Below are 21,372 nucleotides of genomic sequence, written 5' to 3'. Positions count from 1 at the left end.
ATGTCGCAGCAAGCTGGCCAGGCTCTGTCCATGCCCTGTTTGCAAGGGGAGCGCATTCGCTTGCGCGAGCTGAATCCGGACGATGCGCCGGCCCTGCGCGAGCAGGCCGACAACCAAGCTGTGTGGCGCAATCTGCTGGACGGGTTCCCCCATCCCTACACCCTGGCCGACGCCGAGGCCTGGTGCTCCGGCGGCTGGCGGCAGGGCGCTTGGGTCTGGGGCATCGAGCATGAGGGCGCCGTCATCGGCTGCATTGGCTTGCGGCCCGAAAGCGGTTGGCTGCGTTGCAATGCCGAGGTGGGTTATTGGATTGGCCAGCCCTTTTGGCGGCGAGGCATCACGGCCGAGGCTTTGCGCTTGGTCACCGCCTGGGCCTGGGCGGACCGCGCTGAAATCAGCCGCATCTATGCCCCCATCTTTGCCTGGAACGAGGGCTCGCAAGCCGTGGCCCGCAGCGCCGGCTATGCACTTGAAGCCCGTTGGCCGCAGAGCGCCCTCAAAGCTGGGCAGCTGATTGACCGGGTGGTTTGGGCGAGCTATCGCTCACCTGCAAGCCCGACGTCATTCGATCCCCTGACAATCACGCCATGAGCACCGAACTTCAAGAACTGCTGGACAGCAACAAGCAATGGGCGGCGGATACCGAGCTGCGTGAACCGGGTTTCTTTTCGCGTCTGCTGAAGCAGCAGACGCCGCAGTACCTGTGGATCGGTTGCGCTGACAGCCGTGTCCCGGCCAATGAGCTGGTCAACCTGCTGCCGGGCGAGCTGTTCGTGCACCGCAATGTCGCCAACGTCGTCGTGCACTCGGACCTGAACTGCCTGTCGGTCATGCAGTTCGCCGTTGATGCGCTCAAGGTCAAGCACATCATCGTGGTCGGCCATTCCAACTGCGGCGGCGTGAAAGCGGCGCTGCTGGATGCGCGCACCGGCCTGGTCGACAACTGGCTGCGCCATGTGCAGGACGTGCGCAACCACCACAGCGAATGGCTGGACAGCATCGACGCCCGGCAGCGCGTCAACGCCTTGTGCGAGCTCAATGTGCTGGAGCAGGCCCGCAATGCCTGCCAGACCACGGTGGTGCAAGACGCCTGGGCGCGTGGCCAGGAGATCGTCGTGCACGGCTGGGTCTACGGCCTGCACAACGGCTTGCTGGAAGATCTGCGAATCACGGCCGCCTCGGCCGATCAGGTGGCGCCCGCCTTCCAGCGCGCGCTGGCCGCCGTCAAGCATCGCTACGAGGCCGCGCGCCTCCAGCCGGCGGCCTGAGTCGCCGCGGCGGCTTGCAGCATCGCCCCTGTTTCTGTTTGATTCTTTCGTCCCAGCCCGGCGCGCCCGTCCATGTTTCCGCAGAAGCTGACCGACGCCCGTGCCTTCGAGATCGCGCAGACCCTGCTCGGCGGCTTTGACCGCCACTACCAGCTCTTCAGCGCCACCAGCGCCGCCGCCAAGCAGCGCTTCGAGCGCGCCGACTGGCAAGGCCAGCAGCGCGCGCAGGCCCTGCGCATCGAGTTCTACGAGCAGCGGGTGGACGAAACCGTGGCCCTGCTGGAAGCGCGCTTCCAGGTCGGCCAGCTGGCCATGGATGTCTGGCAGCAGGTCAAGCTGCACTTCATCGGCCTGCTGATCGACCACCTCCAGCCCGAGCTGGCCGAGACCTTTTTCAACTCGGTCTGCACCCGCATCCTGCACCGCGGCTACTTCCACAATTCCTTTCTCTTCGTGCGCCCGGCCGTGTCCACCGAGTACATCGAGAACGAGGAGCCCGCCGCCCGCGCCACCTACCGCGCCTACTACCCGACGCCGCAGAACCTGCGCGACACCTGGTGCCGGGTGCTGACCAATTTCCAGCTCGATGTCGAGTTCGAAGACCTGGGCCGCGATGTGGAACTGGTGCTGCAAGCGGTGCAGCGTCAGCTCGGTGATTTCCGCTGGCGCGCGAACTTTCAGATCCAGGTGCTGTCCAGCCTGTTCTACCGCAACAAGGGCGCCTACCTGGTTGGCAAGATCATCAACGGCTTCACGGAGACGCCGTTTGCCCTGCCCATTCTTCATGCCGAGCGATCAGGCCTGCTGCACATCGACGCCGCCCTGTTCGGCGAAGACGATCTCCTGATGCTGTTCAGCTTCGCCCGCGCCTATTTCATGGTCGACATGGCCGTGCCCAGCGCCTGCGTGCAGTTCCTGCGTTCTCTGATGCCGCGCAAGCCGCGCGCCGAGCTTTACAGCGCCATCGGCCTGCAAAAGCATGGCAAGAACCTGTTCTACCGCGACCTGCTCGCCCATCTGCGCCATTCCAGCGACAAGTTCCGCATCGCCCCCGGCATCAAGGGCATGGTCATGCTGGTGTTTGATCTGCCCAGCTACCCCTTTGTCTTCAAGCTGATCAAGGACTTCTACCCGCCGCAGAAGGAAAACACCACGCGTGAGCTGATCCAGAGCAAGTACCTGCTGGTCAAGCAGCACGACCGTGTCGGCCGCATGGCCGATACGCTGGAGTTCTCTAACGTCGCATTGCCACGCCATCGCTTTGACGAGGAACTGCTGGCCGAGCTGCGCCATTTCTGCCCCAGCCTTTTGGAAGAAGAAGGTGACAAGCAAGGCGGTGAGCACCTGGTGCTGCGTCATGTCTATATCGAGCGTCGCATGGTGCCGCTCAATATCTATCTGCAAGAGGCCACGCCCGCGCAGCTGGAGCATGCGGTGATCGAGTACGGCAATGCCATCAAAGACCTGCTGGCTGCCAACATCTTCCCCGGCGACATGCTGTGGAAGAACTTTGGCGTCACTCGCCATGGCAAGGTGGTGTTCTACGACTACGACGAGATCGAGTACATGACGGATTGCAAGTTCCGCCGCGTGCCCGCGCCGCGCAACGAGGAAGAGGAAATGTCCGGCGAGATCTGGTACGCCGTCGGCCCGCGCGATGTCTTCCCCGAAACCTTCGGCCCCTTCCTGCTGGGCCACCCCGGCGTGCGCGAGGTCTTCATGCGCCACCACGCCGATCTGCTCGACCCCGAGTTCTGGCAGCGCCACCAGCAGCGCACGCTGGACGGCCATGTGCACGACGTTTTTCCCTACGACCCGCAGCGGCGCTTTCTTCGCGTCTTCGCTGAGGGATCCCTTTTGACTTTCGCCCCTTCACCCCTAACTGGAGATTCTCATGTCCACTGAATCCATCGTTATCGTTTCCGCCGCCCGCACCCCCATCGGCGGCCTGCTCGGTGATTTCGCCGGCCTGCAAGCCTGGGAACTGGCGGCCGTGGCCATCAAGGCTGCCGTCGAGCGCGCTGGCGTGCCGGGTGATGCCATCCAGGAAGCCTTCATTGGCAACTGCCTGATGGCCGGCCAAGGCCAAGCCCCCGCCCGCCAGGCCGTGCTCAAGGCAGGCTTGCCGCAGTCGGTCGGTGCCGTCACGCTGAGCAAGATGTGCGGCGCCGGCATGCGCGCCACCATGTTTGCCCATGACACGCTGAAGGCCGAAAGTGCTGACATCCTGATCGCCGGCGGCATGGAATCCATGACCAACGCCCCGCACCTGATGTTCGCGCGCAAGGGCGTGAAGTACGGCGCCGCCCAGATGTACGACCACATGGCCCTGGACGGCCTGGAAGACGCTTACCAGCGTGGCAAGGCCATGGGCGTGTTCGCCGAAACCTGCGTAGCCAAGTACGGCTTCACCCGCGAAGCGCAAGACGCCTTCGCCGTGGCCTCCACCGAGCGCGCCAAGCGTGCCAATGAAGACGGCAGCTTCGCTTGGGAAATGGCCCCTGTCACCGTCAGCAACCGCGGCGTGGACACGGTGTTCAGCCGTGACGAACAGCCCTTCAAGGCCAAGCTGGACAAGATCGCCGGCCTCAAGCCTGCGTTTGTGAAGGACGGCACCATCACTGCCGCTACCTCGTCCTCCATCTCTGACGGCGCCGCTGCCCTGGTGCTGATGCGTGAAAGCACCGCCGCCAAGCTGGGCCTGGCGCCCATCGCCCGCATCGTCGGCACGGCCGTGCATGCCAACGCCCCCGAGTGGTTCACCACCGCCCCGGTCGGCGCGATCCAGAAGTTGCTGGACAAGAACGGCTGGGATGCCAAGAGCGTCGACCTCTGGGAAGTCAACGAAGCCTTTGCCGCCGTCACCATGGCGGCCATGGCCGAGTTCAAGCTGCCGCACGAGATCGTCAACGTCAACGGCGGCGCGGTCGCCCTGGGCCACCCCATCGGCGCTTCCGGCGCCCGCATCCTGGTCACCCTGATTGGCGCGCTCAAGCACCGCGGTCTGAAGCGTGGCGTGGCGGCCTTGTGCATTGGTGGTGGTGAGGCCACCGCCATGGGTGTGGAACTTCTGTGAAGCTCCACGCAGGCCGATGAGTCATCCCGCCCAGCTGATCTGAGATAACTCAGAAAATCGGCGGCAATCAAAAAGCCAGTGGTCGTGAGACCGCTGGCTTTTTTGCGTTCTGAGCGGCCGCGTCCGTGTGGGGTGGATGGCGGGGCGCTGGGTGCCGCGGGAAGCTCAAGAACTGGGGCTGACGCGCGCTGACGCACAAGCTCAGCGGTAAATACCACAGCGCCTCCTCCGTTGACATCTGGGGTTAACCAGATATGCATATCGCACACATATCGCCAATATATCTATTCCAGCGGGTGCACATGCGCGGTGCTTTGAACCGTTGGTAGGCCTTGCGGTGCCGGCGCCGCAGAGCTGTGGGCCCAAGTGAGAAGCCTGCTGCGGCAAGACTGCGGCGCGGCTTCTCGGTACTTGGGCAAACCCCAAATAAAACGGAGACAAGCAATGAGATCCCCAACCCTGGCCGGCTTCAGCCTGGCCCTGGCGTGCAGCCTGAGCCTGGCGAACCCGGCCCATGCCGCCCCTCAATCCGCCTCACAAACAGCCCCACACCTCGCCCCTCAGCCCAGCCGCGATGCCGACCGCTCGCCCGCTCGCAAGCCGCTCAGTGCCAAAGACCGCGCACCCACACCCAGCTCGCTGGACCACCTGCGCGACCATCACCACAGCGATGTGCAGCGCAAGAACAGCGCCAAAGAGGGATCGGCCACGCTGGCGGCCTGTGACACCAGCATCTTCACCCGCAACACCGGCTGGGCCTTGGTCGATGCGATCCGCACCAGCACCATGGACTGCGTCAACGAAACCTTCGGTTTCACCGGCAGCAATGCCCGCAGTGCCTTCAGCGAGGCTCAGATGCGCAGCGTGGCCGATGGCTTGCGCAGCTATGCATCGAGCTACGCGGGCAACAACAGCCAGGGCGCGGCCAATCTGGTGCTGTATCTGCGCGCCGGCTACTACGTCCAGTACTACAACTCGGCCGATGTGGGCAGCTACGGCGCCGGCTTGAAGACCTCGCTGCAAGGAGCGCTGGACACCCTGTTCAACAACGCCACCATCTTCCAGAACAGCAATGCCAATGGCGAGACGCTCTCCGAGGCGGTCATCCTGATCGACTCTTCGGTGCAAAACGCCCGCTATCTTTGGGTGGTGCGCCGTCTGCTGAACGACTACACCACCGCCTGGAACGCGTCCTGGAATATGCGCAACGCCGCCAACAACGCCTTCACGGTGCTGTTCCGCGGTCACCAGGAGGCCGACTTCCAGCAGGCCGTGCAGAGCGACAGCTCCACCGTCTACGCGCTCAGCGATTTCGCCAGCCGCAACTGGAACCTGCTGGGCACCGACAACGCCTTCTTGACCAAGAATGCTTCACGCGAGCTGTCGCGTTTCTTGCAGTACGCCAGCCTCAAGCCCACGGTGCGGCCGTTGGTGCAAGGGCTGGCCACGCGCAGCAGCCTGAACACGCCCTCGGGCGGCATCTGGGTCGGCCTGGCCGACATGACGGACTACTACGACGCCGGCAATTGCAGCTACTACAGCAACTGCAACTGGAAGGCCCGCACCGAAGCGGCCATCCTGCCGCTGCGCCAGACCTGCAGCCCCAGCCTGACCTTGCGCGCCCAGTCCATGACGGCGGCCGAGCAGAACAGCACCTGCACCTCGGTGGTGAACCAGGAAAGCTACTTCCACGCCAAGCTGCAGACCAATCGCCAGCCCGTGGCCAATGACTTCAACAGCAGTCTGGAGTTGGTGGTGTTTGACAGCCCCGCCGATTACGAAGACTACGGTGGCGCCCTGTTCGGCATGGACACCAACAACGGCGGCATGTACCTCGAAGGCAATCCGGCCGCGGCCGGCAACCAGGCACGCTTCGTGGCCTATGAGGCTGATTGGATGCGGCCCAACTTCCAGGTCTGGAATCTGAACCACGAGTACACCCACTACCTCGACGGCCGCTTCGACATGTACGGCGACTTCAGCGCCAATATGAGCACGCCGACAGTCTGGTGGAGCGAGGGCCTCGCCGAGCATGTGGCCTATTGCTACCTGAACCAACGCTACGACGACGCCTTGAGCATGGCCGGCAGCTACACCTACACGCTGAACCAGCTCTTCGACACCGACTACGGCAACCAGGACCGCGTCTACCGCTGGGGCTATCTGGCCGTGAGCTTCATGATGGAGCGCCACCGCGCCGACGTGAGCACCCTGCTGGGTTTCTACCGCAAGGGCGACTGGACGGGCGCACGCAGCTTCCTCAAGAGCACCATCGGCAGCCGTTACGACAGCGAGTTCCGCAGCTGGCTCGGCACCGTCAACACCAATGGTGTGAACTGCGCCAATAGCACGCCGCCCGCCAATGTCGCACCCACTGCCGGCTTCAGCTTCAGCACCTCGGGCCTGACGGCGAACTTCACCGACACCTCGACCGACCCCGACGGCAGCGTCGCCAGCTGGGCCTGGAACTTTGGTGATGGCAGCAGCTCCACCGTCAAGAACCCGAGCAAGACCTTCGCCCAGGCCGGCACCTACACGGTCACGCTCACGGTCAAGGACAACAGCGGCGCCAGCAGCAACCCGCCCAAGACCCAGCAAGTCACCGTGTCGGCCGTGGCCAACAAGCCGCCGGTGGCCAACTTCAGCTGCACCGCCTCGGGCCTGACCCTGAACTGCACCGACAGCTCCACCGATGCCGACGGCACGGTGGCCAGCTGGGTCTGGACCTTTGGCGATGGCAGCAGCTCCACGGCCAAGAATCCGAGCAAGACTTTTGCAGCAGCCGGCACCTACACCGTCACCTTGACGGTCAAGGACAACGCCGGAGCCAGCAGCAACCCGCCCAAGAGCCAAAGCTTCACGGTGTCCACCAGCACGCCGAACCTCTGCCCCGGCCGCAGCGACCAGATGAGCAATGGTTGTGTGCGCACGGGTCTGGCGGGTGCCGCGGGTGATCTGCGTTACTACTACATCTACGTGGACAAGCCCAATGTGCAGCTGAGCATTCAGACCAGCGGCGGCAGCGGCAACGCCGATCTCTACGTCAACACCCAGGGTTGGGCCTCACCAAGCTCGCACAACTACCGCTCCACCAACAGCGGCAATGCCGAGACGGTGGTGGTGCCGGTCTACACCCCGGGCTATGTCTACCTGACCGTGAGCGGCAAGACCGCCTTCAGCGGGCTCAGCTTGAGCACTCGGTACTGAGCTTCAGGCCAAGCGCGGCGCCGCTGTGTGACCGCGTGAGGAACCTGTGATGCAGCCAGCGGTCTTCAAGGCCGCTGGCCTTTTTCTTTGCTCTCAGCAGTTTCAACGCAAGCCCAGATCGTCCGCCGGCCTTCGCTGAGGCCGCTGCTGTTCGCCTACACCGCCTCGGCCCCTGGCCCGCCGATGCCGACCGCTGTCTATGCAATCCCCTGGCGCTTCGAGCAAGTGCCGTCGCCTTGGGCATCGCATACTTCAGCTTCCGACTGACCGTTTTGACCCTCAGGATCGCGCCTTGATTCCCACCGTGACCCAGCACCCCAGCCCGAGTTTTTCTCTCGATCAGGCCCAGCAGAGTTTGCGCTCGATTTACGGCGTGGACGCCAGCCTGCATCCCCTGCCCAGCGAGCGCGATCAGAACTTCCGCGCCACGGCGGCAGACGGCGCGCAGTACATCTTCAAGATCATCAATGTGGCTGAGTCGCCGCAGTCGATTGACTTCCAAACCGCCATGCTGCGCCATCTGCTGGAATGCGATGCCAGCTTGCCGGTGCCACGCCTGGTGCCAAGTCTTGATGGCAGTGACCTGGCCCATGTGCAAGGCCCCGAGGGCCAAAGCCACGCCGTGCGCCTGGTGGCCTACATCCCCGGCGTGCCTTTGGCCGAGGCCAAGGTGGATGCCGCCACGCTGCGCGATCTGGGTCGCGTGCTGGGCCAGGTGGACAAGGCGCTGATGAGTTTCGGCCACGCCGGCGCCTTCCACAGCTTTGACTGGGAAATCCGCCGCACACCGCAGGCGCGAACGCGCCTCCATCACGTCAGCGATGCGGGCCGCCACGCCCTGCTCAGCCGGGTGCTGGACCGCTACGACCGGGTGGTGGCCCCCCGGCTCAAGCAGTTGCGCTGCGGGGTGATCCATAACGACGCCAACGACTGGAACGTGATTGTTGAAAGTGCATCCGGCGGGCGCGTGACTGGCCTGATCGACTTTGGCGACGCGGCCTATTCGCCCCTGGTGGCCGAGCTGGCCGTGGCCTGCGCCTATGCCATGTTCGACAAGCCCAGTGCGATCCAGGCCGCCGCCGAGATCGTGGCGGGCTACCACGCCGTACTGCCCTTGCAAGACATCGAGTTCGAACTGCTGCCCGCGCTGATCGCCTCGCGCTTGGCCATCAGCGTGTCCTTCTCGTCGGCGCGCAAGGAGCAGGCGCTCGCCAACCCCTACCTCTTGATCAGCGAGCGCCAGGCCTGGGCCATGCTGGAGCAACTAGACCGCATGGACCCCTTCATCGCGACCGGCATTTTGCGCAAGGCCTGCGGACTGGAAGCCTGGCCCGGCGCCAGCGCAGTGCGGCATTGGCTGGACGGCCATGCCCATCAGTTGGCCGCGGTGCTGCAGCCCCACCCGGCCCGCCAAGAGAAGCGCGTCTTGCCCTTGAAGGATGCTGAAGACCCCTTGTGCAAAGCCAATATCGACGGCGATGTGGACGCCATGTTGGCCTCTTATGCGCAGGCGCAGGCCGCGCACGGTTTCACGCTGGGGCTGGGGCCTTGGGGTGAACAGCGGGCGGTGTATGCGGCTGACTTTTTCGAGTCGGCTTTGATCGCCGGTCAACGCCGCAGCCAGCACCTGGGCCTGGATCTGTTCGCCCCCGCCGGCACGGCCCTGCACACGCCGCTGGCCGCTCGGGTGGTGGGCCTGGCGATCTGCCCTGAAGCCCAAGGTTATGGCGGTGTGGTCTTGTTGGCGCATGAACCCGAGCCGGGTTTGCGCTTCGCCTCGCTCTGGGGGCATCTGTCGCACGATTCGGTGCGCAAGCTCAGCGTGGGGCAAAGCCTGCCGGCCGGCGCGCAGCTGGCGCAGATGGGCGGGGTCAGCGAGAACGGCGGCTGGACACCGCATGTGCATTTGCAACTGGCCTTGCCGCCCTATGCCGATGTGACCGCCATCCCTGGCGTGGGCGAGCCCGAGTTCCAGGCCGTCTGGGCTGACCTGTTCCCCCGGCCGGATGCGTTTGCGGGTGTGCCCGCCGAAGCCTTCGCATCATCGGGCCGCAGCAAACCCGAGCTGCTGGCCGCGCGGCGCGCGCTGCTGGCGCCCAATCTGTCTTTGTCCTACAAAGTGCCTTTGAAGATCGTGCGCGGCCAGGATGTGTGGCTGATCGACGCAGGCGGCCGCGCCTACCTGGATTGCTACAACAACGTCTGCCACGTGGGCCATTGCCACCCCGGCGTGGTGCAAGCCATTCAAGGCCAGGTGGCGCGGTTGAACACCAACACGCGCTATCTGCACGACCACATCGTCAACTACGCCGAGCGCCTGGCGCGCACCCTGCCGCCCGAGCTGGACACCTTTTTCTTCCTCAACTCCGGCAGCGAAGCCAATGAGCTGGCCCTGCGCATGGCCCGGCATCACACCGGCCGGCAAGACATGCTGGTGCTGGACTGGGCCTACCACGGCAACACGCCCAATCTGATTGCCATCAGCCCCTACAAGTACAAGCGCAAGGGCGGGGCGGGCCGGCCGCCGCACACGCATGAATTGCCCTTGCCTGAGAGCTACCGCCTGCCAGCAGATTGGCCGCAAGACATGAGGTCGGAGCAGATCGGCGCGCGTTATGGCGCCGAGGCGGCGGCCCGTATTGAGATGCTGGCGGGGTCAGGTCATGCCCCTGCCGCCTTCATCGCCGAAACCATCCCCAGCGTGGCCGGCCAGGTGTTCCTGCCGCCCGGCTATTTGCGCCAGGTCTATGCCGCGGTGCGCCAGGCAGGCGGCCTTTGCATTGCCGATGAGGTGCAGGTGGGCTTTGGCCGGGTGGGCAGCCACTGGTGGGCGTTCGAAGAGCATGGCGTGCGGCCTGACATGGTGGTGATGGGCAAGCCCGCAGGCAACGGCCATCCCCTGGGCGTGCTCGTGACTCGGCGCGAGATCGCGGAGCGCTTCGCCAACGGCATGGAGTACTTCAACACCTTCGGCGGCAACCCCGTCTCCTGCGCCGCCGGCCTGGCCGTGCTGGACGCGCTCGAAGGCCAGCAGCTCTTGGCCAATGCCCAGGCGCAGGGCGAATTCTTGATGAACGGCTTGCGCCAGCTGATGCAGCGCCACGCGCAAATCGGCGATGTACGCGGGCGCGGCCTCTTTCTCGGCATTGACATGGTGAGCGACCGAAAGAGCAAGGCCCACGCCACCGCCACAGCCGGCGCCATCGCCAACCGCATGCGCGAACTCGGCGTGCTGGCCGGCACTGACGGCCCCTTCGACAACGTCATCAAACTCCGCCCGCCCATGACCCTGCAGCGCGAACACGCCGAGTTGCTGCTGGCTGTGATGGGGCAGGCGATGGGTGAGCTGCTCTAGGGCTGCAGTTTTTGCTTCGACGGCGACCGCTGGGGTGTTGATCGCAGCCGCACCCACGATGAGGGGTTTGTGCCCTCCAGGTGCAGCAAGAGACGTGTAAACGTGTGGCCTGCGTGTTGTTTCGCGCGGACCCGCAGTGCCATGTGGCATATGAGTTAGGCTTCAGCGGTGCTTGGTGCCTCACCCCGCCTCCAGGCGCTACGCTACATCGATGAAAGAAGAATCACATATGTCCGCAAGAACTGTCGCCCTGACTCTGTCTGCGCTGCTCTTGAGCACGCCGCTGCGGGCGGAAGGCCTGTCCACAGCGGAAGCCCTGGCCTTCATGGATGTGAGCATCGAGGTCTGCAGCCAGGCCGATTCGGCCAAGCCCGGCCGTTACGAGGCGCTGCGGCGCCCGCCGTATGCCTGTGAGTGGCAGGGTGACCCGCGCACCGAAGCGCTGGCCCGCAAGAGACCGGAGTACCGGGAGTTCTCGCTCAAGATGAAGCAAGAGTTCGGGGCGCTGCAGCAGGTCGATGTGCTGGCCATGTGCGCGAGCATGTTTGAGGCGAAGTGTGAGCAGGAGCCCGGTCCGGACTCGTCGGCAAAGAAGCGCTGAGACTGCGAGCGTAAGCGCGGGCAATAAAGGAGATAACGGCGAGGACCAGGCCGCAAAGATCAAGCCTTCAAACTGCCAGAGCCCTTGGCCCCCACCTTCTCCAGCTCCAAGGCGCAGGGCATGAGGCTTGACGCACCGCCATGCCCTGCGCGCCAGCTCACTGGCCTCTTCTTCAGTTTGCCGGGCTCAAGCCTGGCAGCACCGCCTTCAAGACGGCCTTGGCGGCTGCATCAGCGCCCATGTCCTCGCCGGCGTTGGCGGCCACCAGCACGCCGGTGCCTTGTTCGGGGAACAAGACCACATAGGCCATCCAGTTGCCGTCGGAGCCGCTGTGCTGCAAGACTGGGCCTTTTCTGCCCATGATGCTGGGCGGCGCGAGCCAGCCGAGCGCGCTTCTGGGGCCGTCTGTGTTGGTCTGCATCTTGCGATAGGCCGCTTTGCTGAGCAGCTTGCCTTGGTCTTTGGCGCCGGCCAATTGATCCAGGCAGAACTTTGCCCAGTCACGCAGCGTCATGTGCAGTTCGGCGCCGGCGGGGCTGTACATCAAGGGGTTGCCGTCTTCGGCGGTGCTGAATTTTTCGGCCACCGGTCGGCCATTGCGATGCCCCATGTTCTGACCTTGGCGTGTCGCTGCGAAGCTGGCGCTGCTCATGCCCAAGGGCTCGAAGACTTCTTGGCGCATCAAGGTCTCGTAGGCCACGCCGGTGACGGTCTCGGCGATCGCGCCGGCCAGCACGAAACCGGTGTTGCTGTAGTGTTGCCCGGCCCCGGCGGCTGCGACCGGCGCCTCGTTCAGCGCCTTGCGCAGATAGTCCAGGCGCTGTTGGGGCAGGGGGCGGGTGTCGGCATGAAAGGCCGCGAAGTAGTCGGCGTCGCTACAGTCGCGAGGCAGACCCGCCCGGTGAGACAGCAGCTGCGCCAGGGTGATCTGCCCGTACTCGGGCCGCACCGATTGGGCCAGCGCCGGCCACAGCTTGGACAGGGGGGCGTCCCAAGCCAGCAGGCCGCGGTCCACCAGCCGGGCCACCAGGGCGACGGTCATGGGCTTGGCGTCCGAGCCGGTGGCCCACAAATCATCCAGCTTGGCCGACTCGGTCTGGTCATTGCGGCGCAGGCCCACGACCGCCTCGCGGCTGACCTTGCCGTCTCGCATCTCCAGCAAGGCCAGTGCCGGTGTTTTGGATGCTTGCAGGGCGGCGAGCAGCACGGGGTCAGCGTTGGTTTGGGCCAGCGCTGGCTGGGTCAGGCCCAGCAGGCCGACCAGCGCGGAGGCAGCCATGGAACGGAACAGCAACGACAACAACATAGATCGATTCTCCCGAGGGCGTACGTGAGTTCAAACAAGCAAGCCGGCAGGTTAAAGCCCAGCGCTTGGAACGCTGGCGCAGAAGAGACCAGAGGGTGGGGCATTGGGACCAACGACATACAGCCGCGATGGGCCGGGCCAGAGCCTGCCATCGCGCAGGCCTCGCAGCCCGAAAGCCAGGCCCTCGGACACTCATAAAATCACCCTGCTTGTCCGCCCGCCCATCTGCCTGCCTATCTGCCCGCGTGCCGATCCGCAGGCCCCGTCCCCATCCACGTTCCCTTTTGCCCTACCCTCTCATGCCCAAAACCACCCACAAACCTTTCGTCATCGGTGTCGCAGGCGGCAGCGGCAGCGGCAAATCGACGGTGACGCGCCAGGTGGTGGCCGCCATCGGGTCCGAAAACGTGGCGGTGGTGATGCAGGACGATTACTACCGCGACCAATCCCATATGCCGGCGGAAGACCGGCGCAAGCAGAACTACGACCACCCGGATGCCTTCGATTGGCCGCTGATGACCCAGCACCTGGCGGCGCTGCGCAAGGGCGAGGCCATCGCCATGCCGGTGTATGACTTCGCGGCCGACAACCGCTCCAGCGACACCATCACCGTGGCGCCTGCGCCGGTGATCGTGGTCGAGGGCCTGTTCGCCCTGTACGACACGAAGCTGCGCAACATGATGTCGCTGAAGATTTACGTGGACACGGCCTCGGACGTGCGCTTCATCCGCCGCCTGCAGCGCGATATCTCGGAGCGGGGCCGCAGCACCGAGTCGGTGGTGAACCAGTACATGGACACCGTGCGCCCCATGCACAAGCAGTTCATCGAGCCGACCAAGCGCAATGCCGACGTCATCCTGCCCCACGGCGCCAACGGCCCGGCGGTGGACATCATCACCACCAAGGTGAGGAGCTTGTTGCAGGAGATAGGGCGGGGGTGAGTGGATGCCGTCGGAGGGGCTTCAAATTGAAGGCCTGACCCTCAGGACCCAGGATCTTTAACTGCACTTTCCTCTGCCTCAATCGCACGGTCATGCGTTCGAGCATGATCTACAGTCGAGCAGACAATACCTTGAGCTCCATGCGAATCCGCTTGCTCGACACGAGGTGCCATGATCACTGCCCCGACTCCCGCGAACGAAGACGACAGGCTGAGCGCATTGCGCCAGTTGCTGATTCTCGATACGCCGCCCGAGGAGCGCTTTGATCGCATCGCCGCGTTTGCCGCCGACGAGTTCGATGTGCCTATTGCCGTGGTGTCCTTGGTCGATTCAGAGCGTACTTGGTTCAAGTCCCATTGCGGCTTGGATGTTTGTGAAGCGCCCCGCGACATTTCCTTTTGTGGCCACGCCATCATGAGCGATGAGCCTTTCATCATTCCAGATGCCACCTTGGACGCGCGCTTTGCTGACAACCCTCACGTCGCGCTCGAGCCTCATGTACGTTTCTACGCTGGGGCATGCCTGAAACTCCCCGGCGGGCAAAACGTCGGCACGCTTTGCCTTTTTGATTTCAAGCCAAGAGAGATGGACCGGGTCGCGCTGGCGATACTGGGAACGCTCAGAGACCTGGTCGTTGAGCAGTTGCTGCTCAAAACGGCTCAGCCATGATGGACACGGAAAGAGCAAGCGGCAGCGTGAATAGCGCTGAGATCTTGCTCATCGAGCACAGCGGCATGGTGGGCAACATCATTGTGTCCACCGCGCGGCAACTGGGCTTGCCCCATCTGAGGCTGGTCAACAATGCCCGAAGTGCCCGTCATTTCTTGGCGCACCAGGCCTTTGTCGGCTTGATTGCTGCCCTCGACGACGAGGAGGAGGCGCTGGAGCTGATCGGCAATCTGCGCAGGGGCGATTACAAAAGCGCCAAGAACACGCCGGTCGCGATCACCACCGCGCAATGCAGTGCTGATCTGGCCCATCGCATCAAGGTCTTGGGGCTGCACCGGATACTCATCAAGCCGTTCAAGATCCGTGATCTTGTGACCACCATCGAGACGCTGACTGATCAGCCCTGACGCTTGTTTAGCGCAGGCGCGGGGTCACAAAGCGCGAGGCCCGGCCTGACCCTCATGCTTTTTGTTCATGCCTTTGCGGAAGCCGGACTGACTAAGTGCAATGAGAAAGCCCACGCAGTTCCCGCCTGTTTCAGCCGGGCGCTGCTTGCTGCCAGGGTCTCAGCGGCTGCAAAGATTGGACTGCGCCGGCGGATTCATTGAGGCATACATCGCTTCAAAGCGAGCCTGCTGGCCTTGCACCCACTCGATCTGGGCCGGCTGTTTCATGAAGGCCGTCACTTGTGGCAACACACCCAGGTGCTGGGAGCGCTTGGACATCTGCATGAACAGCGGGCCGCCAACCACCTTGCCGGGCAGCAGGCGAAGTTGAGCTTCGCAGCCTGTGGCGCGAATCTGTTGCAGGCCCGCGTGCCGCGCGGTGACCACGGCGTCCAGCCTTCCCAGCAAGAGCTTCTGCAGATTGTGTGCTTCGCTGAGCGCAAGATCGAACTGAGTATGCCGAACCAGATAGGCGTCGAACTCTTCCCCAAAACTGACCCCGCGCCCCATGCCGATGCGCAGCCCGTTCAGGTCGGCCCAGGATCTGTAGACCAAGCTGCTGTCGCGGCGCACGATGAGCACCGCATCGTTGTGGCCGACCGGAGGCTCCATCATCACCGCGTGCTCAAGCCGCTTGTCGTTCACGAATCCGCACAGATTGACGTCAACCTCACCGGTTTCGACCATCCGCAGGCAACGCGCCCAAGGCATGGGTGGCTCCACCTGGACCGCCAGCCCCACCGCAGCGAAGGCCCGCCGCGCTGCGGCCACACAAACGCCGGTCAGCTGGCCGTCCTGATCCCAGCTCATGGGTGGCGCGGCCGGGTGCCCACAGGCGCGCAGCACCTGCTCCTTCGCGCTGCTGTGCTGCGCCCAAGCGATCAGACACATCAGCAGCAGAACTGAGCGGAGCGGCATCATCGGGACATGATACTCAGCAATGTCGCGACTTTGGCGTGACGGACATGCTGGCGTAGCGGCACGTTGGCCACGGCTCCACACAGACATGAAGACAAGAAACTGCGGCTTCCACTGACCCCGCGCGGGGTCAGAAGCGCTGGTCACAAGGCGGGGTCACACAAAGCGCGGGGTCCCATGTGCGGGGTCACACCCATGCGCGGGCTCAGGCCTCAAATTTCACGATGTTTCGGAGCGAGGCCGCAGCACCGAGTCGGTAGTGAACCAGTGCATGGACACCGTGCGCCCCATGCACAAGCAGTTCATCGAGCCGACCAAGCGCAACGCCGATGTCATCCTGCCCCACGGCGCCAACGGCCCGGCGGTGGACATCATCACCACCAAGGTGAGGAGTCTGTTGCAGGAGATGGGGCGGGGCTGATTTATGCTGAGCTTCCCTAGAGCCGGGTAACTCCGAGGTTAGCGGCAGCTCTATGGACCCCGAATCTGCGCCGACGACACCGGCGCAATTGGGCGAGCTGCTCAGCCCTTGATCTTGAGTTTGAACATGTCCAATCGATCCCTACTCATCAACTCGCCGCAGTGCACCAGCGACCCCAGAGAACTGGAGCGAGCTCGGGCGGTGGATGGGGTGTCGTACCTGGAGATCGCCGAGGCGGCAAACAGGGTGCCCCTGCCTTGGCTGCTCTGTTTTGGCTGCGAAGACCTGCGCCCCGTGAATGCTCGGTTCAGAACCGGGCCCAGCGAGTATCTGGAACTGCAGCTGTCGATTCCGGTGAGCACAGTGAGCGCCGCGCAAGCGCGCTTGCAGGCGAGCCTTCCGCTGCTTGAGGAGGTCGCTGGCGATGCGCTGATCGCCCATGCCTATTGGCAAGCGGCCCTGACGGGTCTTGCTCAGCTGCCTTTTGCTTACCTGACCATCGATCCGCTTGAAGTGCTGGCGATGAACGATCTCACTGCGCAAGCGCGGGACTGGGCGCATTGCTTCGATGAGGCGCACAAGGACCGGCGCCTCCTTCTCAAACAGTTCGCCAACTTTGAAAACGGCTTCCTGCCCTACAGCCTTGAGGACCTGTACCACAAGGCACCGGAGGAACTCGAGCACGAGGCAAGAGCGGGCAATGCTGCTGCACTCGATGCAGGTATCGGTTCAGCAGCGCATTGGAGGTGGCTGCGCCCTGAGGCGACACCGGTTCAAGGGCCTCGGCCAAGCACGCCAAAACCTTGGTGGAAGGTCTGGCGGTGAGTTCAGTGTCGATGAGCCGCAGGCGCAGGGTCAGAGCGCGGGCTGACCCTCATGCCCCACTCTCGGGCTTGCGGCGCGCGGTGATGAAGTAGAGCAAAGGCCCGAAGGAGCCCACCACCAGCGAGAAGATCGCCCAGGGCCAGAACGGCCGCCCCTGGGCTTGTGCGTCGCGGCGCATGAAGACCAAGAGCAAGACCATGACGATGATCAGATCGGCCATCACCTGCCAACCCTCGGGGATGCGCAGCAGCACTTGCACCAACTCCAGGACCCCGCCGGCATGCTGCACGGCGTAGACGCTCAAGGCGCTGAAGAGCAGCAGCACGACGATCAACACGGGCTTGTTCATGGTTTGTTTCCTTCCTTGCTTGCTGTCAGAAGTTGAATGAGTAAGAACAAGGCCAGTGTCCGAGCCGCGCAATAGGGAAGCTCTGCATAAATCAGCCCGGCCCCTGCTAGCGCGGCCTCGGGCGGTCTACGGCCTTGCACTTCTCGCCAATAGCTACGGCTATTGGCTTCAAACTGCGCCTTGCAGCCCATCCCGATCCGCACTCCATGGTCTCGCCCCGATTTACGCAGAGCTTCCCTGGCGCCGCAATTACCTCGCAGGTCATTGATAAGAGAAGAGAAGAGAAGAGAAGAGGCGGCCGGGCTGTGGTGGAATCCGCTCATGCTCGCCGCCAGCCCCTCACTTCGCGAAACCCTGCAAAGCGCACGCAAGGCGCGCCGCATCAGTCAACTGGACCTGGCCTTGCGCCTGGGGGTGAGCCAGCGCCATGTGAGCTTTGTCGAGAGCGGGCGGGCCCAGGCCAGCCGTGAGCTGCTGCTGGCCTGGTTGCAGGAGCTGCAAGCGCCACTGGCCCTGCGCAACACCGCCTTGCAACAAGCCGGCTTTGCCGCCGCCTACAGCGGCCATGAGTTGGGCGCGGCGGTGCTGGCGCCGGTGCGCGAGGCCCTGACGCTGATGCTGGCGGCCCATGACCCGCTGCCCGCCATGGTGATGGACGCCGGCTGGAACATCTTGCAAATGAACCAAGGCGCCCGCTGGATGGCGCTGACGCTGATGCCCTGGCTGGCCGAGCAGCCACCGGGCCAGAACCTCAATATGCTGGACCTGCTGCTACACCCCGAGGGCATGAGCCGCCACATCAGCAATCTGGACGAAGTGGCCCCCGCCCTGCTGGCCCATCTGCGCGACGACGCCTCGGTCGTGCCCGAGTTGCTACCCCGTGTGGAACAGTTGGCGGCGCAGTTTCAAGCGCGCCTGGGCGGCCAAACGCTGGCGCCCTGGACTCGCCAACTGGCCCCTGTCTTGACCACCCGCTTCGCCACCGTCCACGGCGAGCTGGCTTTTTTCAGCATGTTCTCCACCTTCGGCACGCCGCAAGACATCACGCTGGCCTCGCTGCGGGTGGAGCATGTCTTCCCGGCCGACGCCAAGACCCGTGCGGTACTGGAAGCTGCGGCTTGATGAGTAGTTTTAGGGCCTGGCCCTCCTGCGCTCCTCGGCGCCAACGGCCCGGCGGTGGACATCATCACCACTATGGTGAGGAGCCTTTTTCAGGAGATGGGGCGGGAGTGAGTTAAGGCCTCGAAGCGCTGGGTTGGGCCTCGACTCTCAACTCCTCATGGCAGCTGAGTGGCTGACTGAAGCTCAAATCTATGGGCTGACTCTCTTGGTCCGCTTTAGTCAGGTAAGCCGTACCTCAGCTTCGTGCCATCACGCTCATAAACACCGTTAGCCTCGAGAATTTTCAGCAAGCGCTCCGTTTCAAGCTCTCCCAACTTGGGTTGAAAGATCGCAGACGTGGAGCCGATCAATGTCTTCCATGACGCTGGGCGTTGAGAGCCTCGCCTCACGAGGAACTCCAGAATTCTCGACAGCTTTTCGTCTTCGCCAGCCTCTGCTGGCACTTTCACTATCGGCACGTCCGAAACACTCTTCCATCGCGCTGCGCGCACACCCTTTTCAGTCAGATGCGCGAGCAAGGGGTCTAGGCCTGTGTCATTGGTGATGACATGGAAGAAGTCGTCAGGAAACTCCTGACTCAACTTGCCCAAGTAGTACGAGATGTGGAAATCAAGTGCATCTCGTCCTGTCGCCCTGATGCGAATGATCTTGGCTGCGCTGCCTTTTCGCTCAAAGAGTTCAAGAAGATCAATCTTGACTTTGGCCTGCTGTGCGCCCACAAACACCCAGACTTTGAAGATCTCGCTCGCCAAGGCCTCGGCGACCTCTGGCTGAACGTTCTCATAGTCAATCAGGACGTGGTTTGTCTTCAATTGCAATTCGTGACCGATCGCTGGCTTCTAATCTGACGGCCAATCTGCGCGGTCTCTCCCTGCCGGCAGTCTAAATCGGAGTAACCGCTCGGCTCTGATGACCTCGCATTTAGGGCCTGCCCCTCATGCTCCTCGCTTCGCCACCGTCCACGGCGGGCGGGCTTTCTTCAGCATGTCCTCCTCTTTCTGCACGCCGCAAGACATCACGCTGGCCTCGCTGCGGGTGGAGCATGTCTTCTCGGCCTACGCCGAAACCCGTGCGGTGCTGGAAGCCGCGGCTTGATGAGCAGACTTAAGGCCAGACCATCATGCTGACCCTTGTCCCTCATGCCTGCCCTCATGCCCTCAGGACTCTGCAGGCTATTGCGTTGACTACAGACCTGGCCCCAGGTTCCTGCTTGCCTTGCGAGTCTCATCCCAAGCTTTCCAGTACTCGTCGACAGTCAGGTACGTTGAGTCAATGAGGATCCTTCTTGGTAGGTCATAGACGCGAACCGCTCTATCGAAGTCGTAGCGAACTCCCCAGAGCTTGAAGTAGCTGGCTTGATCGGCATCCTGGATGGTCTCGTCCACGTCTAAGAGCTGCCGGAATCTACAAACCTCGCCTGAAGGGTCTTCAAAAACTGGGACGTGAATCTCATACGGTGGCTCGTTGCCATTCGCCTTGAGGGTTGAATAGTTCACTACAAGGGTCTTGAATATGCCTTCCAGGCATTCGTACACCGAAGTGCCTGGGATCCTTGAAACGATGATCTCGGCATCCTTGAAGATGAACCGAATTTCGTGAATGTCGACCGCTGTGTCCTTCGCACCGCTCTTCAGTTTGCGAAATGCCTCAAGCAATGGTCGAAAGATGAATGACTTGGCACCTAGTTTGAGGAGGTCAAAGGCTACCCCGTCGGATATGAGCTTTACTACATCGTTGATCGAGATTGACGCGATGACTTGAACTGCAAATTCGTAGAGTCCTCCGCCGAGATCAGCTGGACGCCCATGAACTCGCGCAACATAGTTCTGCTCCAGGTCCTCAATGAACTCTGGCATTCCAACCGGTTCGAGAAGGGCGTTGTCTCCCTCTTGGCATGCCCAGTATTCGATGTTCAGCGCAACGTTGTTGGTCATGTAGCCTCCTGAGCCGTCTAACAGTTAGCGTCTATCTGCCGCCGCACGGCGGTAATCGAACAGCCAAATTTGGCCGGCGGCAGGTAAGTCGTGTTGGACGAAATCGTAACCACCCTTCTGGCGAGCGAGGCTTGTGGGCAATTGGGGTCTGTTCGCAATGGGGCAGACATGACGCCAATTATGCTCGGCAACAAAGCTCCGGCGCTCACAATGTTCCCGCAAGGTGCCTGGCTGCAATTTGAAGCGCGCTGCGGCGACCGGAAAGGTGCGGGGTCAGGCCATAGGCCTGCAATACCCCCGGGCCGAACACAGCCTTGCCTCCAAGCTGCCGATGCGCCCTCAATGATCAAAATGCAACCTCAACACCGCCTGCCCCGCGCCCAGGCTAGCGCTGCTGAGTTTGTCGGCCAGGTGCCGGATCAGGACGCCGGAGACGCGGGCCATGGCGGCGTCGAGCTGGCGTTCAAGGTCCTCATCGCTGTTCATCAGAGCATCCAGATCCAACGGCGCTTCTGCCTCTGCTGCGCCCGCTGAACCATCGCCCGACCCTGCACCCGATGCTCCCACCCGCAGCGGCTCGCCCTCGTGCCGCAGCTCCAGGTCGATTTGAATTCATCGAAGCTGCCGCGTATCACCAGCAGGCGGCCGCCGCCTGCGGCCTGGATCGCTTCGCTGGCTTCCAGCGCGGCCAGGGCGGCGCGGCGGACGCTTGATGTCCATGCGGGCACCCCAGGCGGCGCCTTGGCGCTCGACAAAAGCGGTGAGCTGGTGGTTGATGCTTGAGCCCTGGCCGGGGTCCAGCTCGCAGCTGGCGCGTGAGCGGGTGGAGAGGCGGCGCCAAGCGGGGTTCAGGATCATCCACCACATGCATGCCGTTGATGGGTGACAGGGCTGGCGCCGTCCAGCATGCCTAATCCTTCACTCAAGCGGCAAT

Annotated in this window: 20 protein-coding genes; 13 read left to right on the top strand and 7 right to left on the bottom strand. The window is 63.3% G+C overall.

Annotated features, from left to right (window positions below):
- From LNV28_RS02090 to LNV28_RS02060, 7 genes are all read left to right on the top strand, one after another.
- Entirely contained in the window at positions 1–591 is a 591-nt protein-coding gene (locus LNV28_RS02090; protein ID WP_263516734.1) for a GNAT family N-acetyltransferase, read from the top strand.
- Positions 588–1,268 (top strand): carbonate dehydratase, encoded by a 681-nt coding sequence (gene can / locus LNV28_RS02085; RefSeq protein ID WP_263516735.1) that lies wholly within the window; start codon positions 588–590, stop codon positions 1,266–1,268. Before LNV28_RS02090 ends, can begins: the two co-directional genes overlap by 4 nt.
- Positions 1,269–1,340: 72 nt before the next feature.
- The gene (gene aceK / locus LNV28_RS02080; protein WP_263516736.1) at positions 1,341–3,173 is read left to right on the top strand and encodes a bifunctional isocitrate dehydrogenase kinase/phosphatase; all 1,833 of its coding nucleotides are present in this window, start codon (positions 1,341–1,343) and stop codon (positions 3,171–3,173) included.
- Positions 3,163–4,344, top strand: a complete 1,182-nt coding sequence (locus tag LNV28_RS02075; protein ID WP_263516737.1) for an acetyl-CoA C-acyltransferase — start codon at positions 3,163–3,165, stop codon at positions 4,342–4,344. The genes aceK and LNV28_RS02075 overlap by 11 nt, the downstream gene beginning before the upstream one ends.
- 444 nt (positions 4,345–4,788) lie before the next feature.
- The gene (locus LNV28_RS02070; RefSeq protein ID WP_263516738.1) at positions 4,789–7,551 is read left to right on the top strand and encodes a collagenase; all 2,763 of its coding nucleotides are present in this window, start codon (positions 4,789–4,791) and stop codon (positions 7,549–7,551) included.
- Positions 7,552–7,843: 292 nt separating this feature from the next.
- The gene (locus LNV28_RS02065) at positions 7,844–10,906 is read left to right on the top strand and encodes an aminotransferase class III-fold pyridoxal phosphate-dependent enzyme (protein WP_263516739.1); all 3,063 of its coding nucleotides are present in this window, start codon (positions 7,844–7,846) and stop codon (positions 10,904–10,906) included.
- Positions 10,907–11,135: 229 nt separating this feature from the next.
- The gene (locus LNV28_RS02060; RefSeq protein ID WP_263516740.1) at positions 11,136–11,507 is read left to right on the top strand and encodes a hypothetical protein; all 372 of its coding nucleotides are present in this window, start codon (positions 11,136–11,138) and stop codon (positions 11,505–11,507) included.
- Between the two features lie 172 nt (positions 11,508–11,679).
- Here the strand turns inward: LNV28_RS02060 and LNV28_RS02055 are convergent, their stop codons facing one another.
- A complete protein-coding gene (locus LNV28_RS02055; protein ID WP_263516741.1) occupies positions 11,680–12,813 on the bottom strand; it encodes a serine hydrolase domain-containing protein in 1,134 nt (377 codons plus the stop codon).
- Positions 12,814–13,112: 299 nt separating this feature from the next.
- Here LNV28_RS02055 and udk point away from each other — a divergent pair, with 299 nt between their 5' ends.
- The 3 genes from udk (at position 13,113) to LNV28_RS02040 (ending at position 14,830) form a co-directional block, all read left to right on the top strand.
- Positions 13,113–13,754: a uridine kinase gene (gene udk / locus LNV28_RS02050; protein ID WP_263516742.1), complete on the top strand. Its 642-nt coding sequence runs from the start codon at positions 13,113–13,115 to the stop codon at positions 13,752–13,754.
- A gap of 171 nt (positions 13,755–13,925) precedes the next feature.
- A complete protein-coding gene (locus tag LNV28_RS02045; RefSeq protein WP_263516743.1) occupies positions 13,926–14,423 on the top strand; it encodes a GAF domain-containing protein in 498 nt (165 codons plus the stop codon).
- A complete protein-coding gene (locus tag LNV28_RS02040; RefSeq protein ID WP_263516744.1) occupies positions 14,420–14,830 on the top strand; it encodes a response regulator in 411 nt (136 codons plus the stop codon). Before LNV28_RS02045 ends, LNV28_RS02040 begins: the two co-directional genes overlap by 4 nt.
- A 159-nt stretch (positions 14,831–14,989) precedes the next feature.
- Here the strand turns inward: LNV28_RS02040 and LNV28_RS02035 are convergent, their stop codons facing one another.
- Positions 14,990–15,760 carry a substrate-binding periplasmic protein gene (locus LNV28_RS02035; RefSeq protein WP_263516745.1) on the bottom strand — a complete coding sequence of 257 codons (771 nt, stop codon included), beginning with the start codon at positions 15,758–15,760 and terminating at the stop codon, positions 14,990–14,992.
- Positions 15,761–15,926: 166 nt separating this feature from the next.
- Between LNV28_RS02035 and LNV28_RS02030 the strand changes: the two genes are divergently transcribed.
- On the top strand, positions 15,927–16,208 hold the full coding sequence (locus LNV28_RS02030) for a nucleoside/nucleotide kinase family protein (RefSeq protein WP_263517153.1): 282 nt from the start codon (positions 15,927–15,929) through the stop codon (positions 16,206–16,208).
- 126 nt (positions 16,209–16,334) lie between these two features.
- Positions 16,335–17,033, top strand: a complete 699-nt coding sequence (locus tag LNV28_RS02025; protein WP_263516746.1) for a hypothetical protein — start codon at positions 16,335–16,337, stop codon at positions 17,031–17,033.
- Between the two features lie 49 nt (positions 17,034–17,082).
- On the opposite strand, the gene LNV28_RS02020 is transcribed toward LNV28_RS02025, so the two are convergent.
- Entirely contained in the window at positions 17,083–17,382 is a 300-nt protein-coding gene (locus tag LNV28_RS02020; protein ID WP_263516747.1) for a DUF2834 domain-containing protein, read from the bottom strand.
- Between the two features lie 321 nt (positions 17,383–17,703).
- On the opposite strand from LNV28_RS02020, the gene LNV28_RS02015 reads away from it, so the two are divergent.
- Positions 17,704–18,504, top strand: coding sequence for a helix-turn-helix domain-containing protein (locus LNV28_RS02015; RefSeq protein ID WP_263516748.1), 801 nt, complete (start codon positions 17,704–17,706; stop codon positions 18,502–18,504).
- A gap of 215 nt (positions 18,505–18,719) precedes the next feature.
- Here the strand turns inward: LNV28_RS02015 and LNV28_RS02010 are convergent, their stop codons facing one another.
- From LNV28_RS02010 to LNV28_RS01995, 4 genes are all read right to left on the bottom strand, one after another.
- Positions 18,720–19,316, bottom strand: coding sequence for a PIN domain-containing protein (locus LNV28_RS02010; protein WP_263516749.1), 597 nt, complete (start codon positions 19,314–19,316; stop codon positions 18,720–18,722).
- Positions 19,317–19,688: 372 nt separating this feature from the next.
- A complete protein-coding gene (locus LNV28_RS02005) occupies positions 19,689–20,438 on the bottom strand; it encodes a hypothetical protein (RefSeq protein WP_263516750.1) in 750 nt (249 codons plus the stop codon).
- A gap of 339 nt (positions 20,439–20,777) precedes the next feature.
- Positions 20,778–20,924 (bottom strand): hypothetical protein, encoded by a 147-nt coding sequence (locus LNV28_RS02000; protein ID WP_263516751.1) that lies wholly within the window; start codon positions 20,922–20,924, stop codon positions 20,778–20,780.
- Entirely contained in the window at positions 20,924–21,193 is a 270-nt protein-coding gene (locus tag LNV28_RS01995) for a hypothetical protein (RefSeq protein ID WP_263516752.1), read from the bottom strand. The genes LNV28_RS02000 and LNV28_RS01995 overlap by 1 nt, the downstream gene beginning before the upstream one ends.
- Positions 21,194–21,372: the final 179 nt, after the last annotated feature.

This window comes from Paucibacter sp. DJ2R-2, from assembly GCF_025717675.1.
Taxonomy (GTDB): domain Bacteria; phylum Pseudomonadota; class Gammaproteobacteria; order Burkholderiales; family Burkholderiaceae_C; genus Paucibacter_A.
This window is presented reverse-complemented; position numbering and strand designations above follow the sequence as displayed.